The organism is Klebsiella sp. Ech2A (assembly GCF_030078455.1).
In the GTDB taxonomy this organism is placed as follows: Bacteria; Pseudomonadota; Gammaproteobacteria; order Enterobacterales; family Enterobacteriaceae; genus Klebsiella; species Klebsiella terrigena.
The window spans coordinates 1-6,463 of the sequence record NZ_JAQGFU010000223.1 but is presented as its reverse complement, the minus strand read 5'-3'; the positions used below and the strand labels follow the sequence as shown (position 1 = coordinate 6,463).

General features: G+C 59.8%; 9 protein-coding genes and 1 riboswitch. Of the genes, 4 read left to right on the top strand and 5 right to left on the bottom strand.

What is annotated here, in order from left to right:
- Window positions 1-214, top strand: a 214-nt coding sequence (locus PFH44_RS23645) for an RNA polymerase sigma factor (RefSeq protein WP_283826336.1), incomplete at its 5' end; no start/stop codon positions are given.
- On the top strand, window positions 201-830 hold the full coding sequence (locus tag PFH44_RS23640) for a class-II aminoacyl-tRNA synthetase family protein (protein WP_283826335.1): 630 nt from the start codon (window positions 201-203) through the stop codon (window positions 828-830). The genes PFH44_RS23645 and PFH44_RS23640, both read left to right, overlap by 14 nt.
- On the opposite strand, the gene PFH44_RS23635 is transcribed toward PFH44_RS23640, so the two are convergent.
- The 5 genes from PFH44_RS23635 to PFH44_RS23615 form a co-directional block, all read right to left on the bottom strand.
- Window positions 827-2,146 (bottom strand): type II toxin-antitoxin system HipA family toxin, encoded by a 1,320-nt coding sequence (locus PFH44_RS23635; RefSeq protein WP_283826334.1) that lies wholly within the window; start codon window positions 2,144-2,146, stop codon window positions 827-829. The two genes, PFH44_RS23640 and PFH44_RS23635, sit on opposite strands and share 4 nt — an antisense overlap.
- Window positions 2,146-2,418, bottom strand: coding sequence for a type II toxin-antitoxin system antitoxin HipB (hipB, locus tag PFH44_RS23630; protein WP_045855339.1), 273 nt, complete (start codon window positions 2,416-2,418; stop codon window positions 2,146-2,148). Before hipB ends, PFH44_RS23635 begins: the two co-directional genes overlap by 1 nt.
- Before the next feature lie 192 nt (window positions 2,419-2,610).
- Window positions 2,611-3,171: an RNA polymerase sigma factor gene (locus PFH44_RS23625; RefSeq protein ID WP_045855492.1), complete on the bottom strand. Its 561-nt coding sequence runs from the start codon at window positions 3,169-3,171 to the stop codon at window positions 2,611-2,613.
- Between the two features lie 5 nt (window positions 3,172-3,176).
- On the bottom strand, window positions 3,177-3,602 hold the full coding sequence (locus tag PFH44_RS23620) for a hypothetical protein (protein WP_283826333.1): 426 nt from the start codon (window positions 3,600-3,602) through the stop codon (window positions 3,177-3,179).
- A gap of 225 nt (window positions 3,603-3,827) precedes the next feature.
- Window positions 3,828-5,063 (bottom strand): GGDEF domain-containing protein, encoded by a 1,236-nt coding sequence (locus tag PFH44_RS23615; RefSeq protein WP_283826332.1) that lies wholly within the window; start codon window positions 5,061-5,063, stop codon window positions 3,828-3,830.
- Window positions 5,064-5,364: 301 nt separating this feature from the next.
- Window positions 5,365-5,466: riboswitch (TPP riboswitch) on the top strand.
- A gap of 65 nt (window positions 5,467-5,531) precedes the next feature.
- Between PFH44_RS23615 and PFH44_RS23610 the strand changes: the two genes are divergently transcribed.
- Together PFH44_RS23610 and PFH44_RS23605 are read left to right on the top strand one after the other, a co-directional pair.
- On the top strand, window positions 5,532-6,227 hold the full coding sequence (locus tag PFH44_RS23610; protein WP_283826331.1) for a TenA family protein: 696 nt from the start codon (window positions 5,532-5,534) through the stop codon (window positions 6,225-6,227).
- A partial coding sequence (locus tag PFH44_RS23605) for an ATP-binding cassette domain-containing protein (RefSeq protein WP_283826330.1) occupies window positions 6,224-6,463 on the top strand: 240 nt, incomplete at its 3' end. The genes PFH44_RS23610 and PFH44_RS23605, both read left to right, overlap by 4 nt.

Below are 6,463 nucleotides of genomic sequence, written 5' to 3'. Positions count from 1 at the left end.
CCCCCCGCGCCAGGAGGGCCGGGGGGAGCTGGCGGGCTACCTGCGCCAGCTTCCCCTGCGCCAGCGTGAAATTGTCGAGCACGTTCATCTGCGCGAAATGAGCCTGGCGGAAGCGGCCACCCATAACAACCTCAGCGTGGCGGCGGTGAAATCGCTGCTGCATCGGGCGCTGAAAAACCTGCGCCGATTTGGAGCCCACCATGACCGATCATAATCTGCTTATTGAAAAACTCGGCCGCGAAATGCGCCCGGTCAAACGTCCGTGGCCGACCGGCTGGCGCGTCGCCGGCTGGCTGGCGGTGGCCCTGCCGTGCGCCTGTGCCGCCAGCCTGCTGGTACCGCGCGGCCTCACCGACTGGTCGCAGCCCGGCGCGCGGCTGGCGGTGGTGCAGCTGGTGCTGGCGTTTCTGCTCGGAACGTTAACCATTCGCCGCGCCTTTACCATGAGCATTGCCGGACGCCGGAGCATCAGCTGGAAGGCCCTGCTGTCCATCGGCCTGATGTGGCTCGGCCTGAGCATCAGCAGCATTCCCGGCGACGCGCCGCCGCTGCACGATGACGACAGCGTCAGCTGCTTTACCTTTCTGCTGGTCGTCAGTACGCCGATGATGGTGCTGACGATCGCCAGCCTGCGGCGCACGCGGGCGCTCTATCCGGCGCGCAGCCTGGCGATGGCCGGGCTCGGCGTCGCCAGCCTGGCGGTGAGCCTGCTGGCGTTTTGCCATCCGGTGCATCTGCACCTGCTCGATTTTGCGCTGCACCTGGCGGCGATCGTCACCATCGTCGCGCTGACGGTGATGGTTGGCAGGCGTTGGGTTAGCGTACGCTAACCCGCCAGCCCGCTCTGCAGGCGGGTATGGTTTCTGAGAGTGTGGGTGATAATGGCCTGGTAAACCGTCGGTGAAAAATCCTCCGGCAGCGAGGCGCTGACCGCATCGACCGCCCGCGGCAGGTTATCGGCAAAATAGCGCAGGATCTCCAGCATCTGCTGCTGCGCAAATCCCACCTCTTTTGCCGTGGCGAGGAAATGACGCGGATAGATGGTCTGAATCTCCGTTTTTCGCCCTTTCGACGCTTTCAGGCTCATCGACAGCTTAAGGTCGCTGATATGCAAACCCGCGCCGCCGAGCAGCGGAAACGCCGAGATGATGTCGTAGAACGGCGTCAGGCGGTAGCTGCCGCCGGGCTGCAGGAAAATGGAAAAATTCTTCGCATGCCCGTCGGTGGCGCCGATCAGCCATTGAAAAACGATGAACTTCATAAAATCGGCACGATCCTTCAGCGCCTCGCTGGAGCCGAGCAGAAACGTCATGATGCTGGCGATCCCCGGCCCGCCGTCCGACTCGTACTTCATCGAGGAAGGAATGCCGAACGCCTGGCACAGATCCTCCTGCGGCAAGCGCAGCAGCCGCGTGTTTTCCTGCGCCCAGCGGCGGTCAAAGCGCTCAACGGCCAGCGCCCGGATGCTGCGGGTGGTGATAATTTCCGCATCCGGCACGGCAAATCCCAGCGCCCGCGCGAGGGCCAGACAGAGATATTCGTTATCGACGCTTTCGCTGAGATCCAGCACCGCGTCCGGCTGCCTTATCTCGCCGATCGGCAGCTTAATAATATGCGTCGTCGGCGTTGTCGCCGTCGGTATGCACCAGCGGTTGTCCATCTTCAGCAGCGCCGTTTTCTCCTGGGCGCCGGCGACCGATATTCTGAACTCCTCCTGGCCGTTAATCATCCCCAGCGGAATATCCGCGCGGTAGGCCGTCAGCAGCGCGTCAAGCCGGGCGTCGTCGAGCGCTTCCCAGGTCAGGGCCCCGGTGGCCGGAGCGGCGCCCTCGGGCAGAAGAGTGACCGCCCCGACGCTGTCGCGCCCCACCTCGGCCAGCAGGTCGAAGGGCTGCTTCGAGCGGGCCTGATAGCGCTTAACAATGCGGTCACGCACCAGCGGACTGTCGGGCAGCAGGTTGTCGAAGTAGTTAAACACCGCATCCGAAGTGATGTTGCCGAACTGCAGCGGCAGCGACAGGGAGAGCGGGCGGGCGCGCGGGTTTTGCAGCCAGCGCGGGTCATAGCGGAACTGATGCGCGCCGTTGGCCAGCTTGACCAGCTCCCCGACGCGTTCATTGTTCATCCACGTCACGAGCGTCGCCATTACCACTCCAGATCCCGCTGGCTATCCTGTTGCTCAGGACCCGATGTCGCGCCCTTTTCGCACACCACCATCGTCATTTCAAGAGATTGTAAAATCTTGAACAGCGTGGTGAGGGTGGTTTTGTCCGGATGGTTTTCGAAGTTCGAGATCGTCGCCTGCTTAATGCCTATCCGGCGGGCCAGATCGCTTTGCGTCCATTGGTTTTTTTGCCGCACCAGCTTGATATGGTTTGCCAGCTGGGCCGGGCTGTAGATCGTCGGGGGCGTTATCATGGTCTTATCTATCCTCTTGTGGGGATAAGACCCTATTTATACCCCGGTGAGGATAATGTCAACGTTTAGCATGGATATCCCCGAAAGGGGATAAATGCGTCAATATCCTCTGGTGGGGATAAGACGTTGAATATCCCCTGTTAAGGATAATGAGTGCGGCCCGATCGCCGCGCTCGGCGATCGGGCGAGGATCTACCCGCTCATCAGCTCATCATAGAGGACGCGCAGGCGCGTACGCAGGTAGAGCACGGCCTTATGCTTTCGCGATAGCAGGGCCTGCTCGCTGGCCCCGCACTCTGCAGCCAGCTCTTTGTAGCTGTAGCCCAGCAGCTCGGTCTTTTCAAAGACCTCCCGCTGGGCGGCGGGCAGTTCGGCTAGCGCCTGGTTCAGCTCCTCCCACAGCAGCTCCTTCAGGTACTCGTCCTCCGGCGTTTGCGGCACCCCGAACAGGGTCTCCGCCAGCTCATCTTCCGGGAACTCGCCCTCCTCATCCGCGGTAAAGTAGTCCGCCAGCGGCAGCTCGCGCTTTTTGCGCGCCCGGTCGGTCATTTCGTTGCGCGCGGCGCGGAACAGCCAGGCGGCAACGTTCTCCACCGGCTGCTCGACCGTCATCAACTGCCAGGTCACCTCCTGCAGAATATCGTCAGCCTCGTCGCGTACCGAGGTGCGGCCGCGAATAAAGGCCTTCAGCCGGGATCGGCAGGCGTTGAGCGCCGAAACAAGCAGTGACTCCCCCGCCGCTGCGCCTTTCATTTCGCTCACTCGCTCGGCGTCGTTTTAGACGCATCGTCTGCCGACTCTGCGGATTCATTGCGGCGATCGCGCCAGCCGCAGCGCCCGCGATGGCCGCGGTGACCAAAGCGCTGCATAAACTCTTCGCGCTGCTCGGGATTCATCTGCATCCAGCGTTCATGCATGCGGCGACGCTCGCGCCCCATGCCGAACATTCCCGGGCGGAAGCCAAGGCCGCCGAAGAGGATCCGCGACAGCGCCAGCAGACCTAAGGCCTGCCAGAAGCCGATGCTTTTAACGCCAATAATCGCCGGCAGCAGCGCGTTCCACAGCGACATCACCACCAGCCCGAGTAGCGCGACGATCGCCACGCCAACGATCAGCGGTTTGCCCATCCGATGGTGGCCAAAGCCGTAGTGACGACGGTTTTCATGCATATCAAAATCTCTCATCCTGTTGCTACCTCATGATTGTCGTGAATAGGGACTGCTGATGAGGTAGACGAATGAGCCGGAGAAATATTGCTAACAATTTTAAAAAAGCGCCTAAATATATTCATGCGCTGAATTTTTGGCGGTGAAGTTGCGCGCTAAAAGCTCATCGCCAGGCCAACGCCGTAGCCCTGAGTATTCAGTATAGCGGCACGCCGCCGCCGGGCGGCATTGCGCCGCGACGCACTATTTTCCAACCAGATGCAGCCGCACCTGGTTTCGTCCCTCTTTCTTCGCCGCATACAGCGCCTTATCGACGCGACTGAACAGCTGGTCGATCTCTTCGTCATCCTGCCGGTCGGCGACGCCGATGCTGACGGTCACCGGGCCGGGGTGATCCGCCAGCTGATAGCCGCTGACCGCGAGGCGGATGCTCTCCGCCATCTGCAGCGCCATCTCAATGGACCGCTCCGGCAGAAAGAGCAGAAACTCCTCGCCGCCCCAGCGATATATTTTGTCCTGATGCGTCACCGTCGACTCAAGGATCCGCGAAATAGTCAGTAAAACCTCATCGCCTTTCTGATGACCATAGCTATCGTTAATAGCCTTAAAGTTATCGACATCAACCAGCAGCAGGCAAAAGCCGGTGGGTTTAAACGCGGCCGAATCCAGGATGCGATAAAATTCGCGCCGGTTAAGCAGGCCGGTGAGCGGATCGTGCGAGGCGGAAAACTCGAGCTCTCTTCTTAAATGCACCTCTTCGGTCACGTCGTGCACGATGCAGAGCATCAGGCGAATATTGTAGAGCACCACCGGACCGGCGTAGGTTTGAACGTGGCGAATGGAGCCGTCAGCAAGAATATGGGTGAAGTTGAGCGGCTTATGGCCGCCGGGCAGGCTTGCGACGTTTCGCATGATCGGCAGAACGTCCCGGCCGAGGGTATTAATCTGCCAGGTGTGCTTCGCCCGCATCTCATCCGCGGTGTAATTATAAAAGCGCAGCGCGGCAATATTCGCGTCAATAATTCTGCCGTCGCGGTGAGGATCGATTAAGAGCATGGGCGCAGAGTTGGTCATAAAAAAGCGCGAGAAAAAACCGTTGCTGCGCCGCTGATAATGCCGGGAGGCGGTATTGATAGATTCATTTTGCTCAAGCAGCTTTACCGCCTCGAATAGAATCAGGGTGTCATACTCTTCTGATTTAATCAGCGTGGTTTTACAATAAATCGAGGTCTGGCCGTCGAGGGAGTTGATTGTCCAGACTTCAAAAATCTCGGCAATATTTTTGAAGTAATAGAGATAGTTCTGCAGGCTGACTTCCGGACAGGTGGAGAATGTCCCTTTGCGCATCTGGTCCAGCGACATATCGCCGCTGAGGGCTCTGGAGGCCGGATTGCCGTAAAGTATGCGCTCTTTAAAAGGATGAACCACCCAAATAGGGGTGGCTAACAGGTCGAAAATAATTAATTCTTTTAATAGCATGCCGCCCTCCATCCGCCATACATCGTCAATCTGAAATCCAGTCACATAAGCATTCATCGCCTGCTGGCGAAAATAAAGCAAATTAATCAGAGAGTTCAAAGGGATGACGCAGAAGAGCCAATTATAGCCGCATTTTTAATAGCAAACGGTGTCTGAGCTGGCAAAAATCAGCGATAAAATTTCCTGCTCCTGCCCGCCCTTCACTCTCCTACTAGTGACGTTGTCACCTAAGCGCCGCGCGCGCTCCCGAAGCAATGAGCCGCGCCGGGATTGTAATCAAAAAGTGAATGTCGTATAACATGGCCCTACCGAGGGGTGTCCCGTGAGGGCTGAGATGGCGTAAGCCGAACCCTTTGAACCTGATCTGGGTCATGCCAGCGAAGGGACGGGTCGGCAATTTTGCCAGTTTTCCGCCATTGCCTGTTCATACTTCTGCACGCCCGGATCTCCCCTTATTCAGGAGGTCCTGTGATTCTTCCCGCATTTACCCAAGGTATCTACGGTCGTCTGCGCCAGCAGGCGGGACGCGACTGGCAGCACTACGTCGCGCATCCCTTTTTACATCAGCTGGCTGACGCCACCCTGCCCGAACCCGCTTTCCGCCGCTACCTGACGCAGGACTATCTGTTCTTGATCCACTTTGCCCGCAGCTATGCTCTGCTGGTCAGCAAGCTGCGCACGCTGCCGGAGATGCGCGCCGCCGCGGCCTCGATGAATGCCATCCTCAACGAGCTGCCGCTGCACGTTGGCTACTGCGCCGGCTGGGGGCTGGATGAAGCCACTATGGCCGCCGAGCCGGAAGCGGCTGAGACGGTCAACTACACGCGCTACGTGCTGGATATCGGCCATTCCGGCGACGCGCTGGATCTGCTGGCCGCGCTGATGCCCTGCGTGGCCGGCTACGCGGAAATTGGGCTCGGGCTGCTGCACGGTCCGCAGACCCGCCTGGACGATAACCCCTACGCCTCGTGGATCCGTAACTACGGCGACGAAGGCTATCTCAACGGCGTCAACGCGGCGATCGCCCTGCTGGAAACCCTCTGGCAGCAGCGCGGCGGCGAGTCGAGATTCGCTGAGCTCAGCGCCATCTTCACCACCGCTACGCGGTTGGAGGCCAACTTCTGGCAGATGGGGCTGAACGCGGTAACGGAGGCGTCGGCGTGACGCCTCCGGCTATCCACGTGCGGGAACTGGGTTTGCGCTTCGGCTCGCGGGTTGTTTTTGCGGATTTGTCGTTCGATATCCCCGGCGGGCAATGGATCTCCCTGCTGGGAGCCAGCGGTGCCGGAAAGACCAGCCTGCTGCGCATTATCGCCGGCCTTGCGGCGCCCACATCCGGCCAGGTGTATGCCAGCGACGGGCAGCCCGTCGCGAAGCGGCTGGCGTGGATGGGCCAGAAG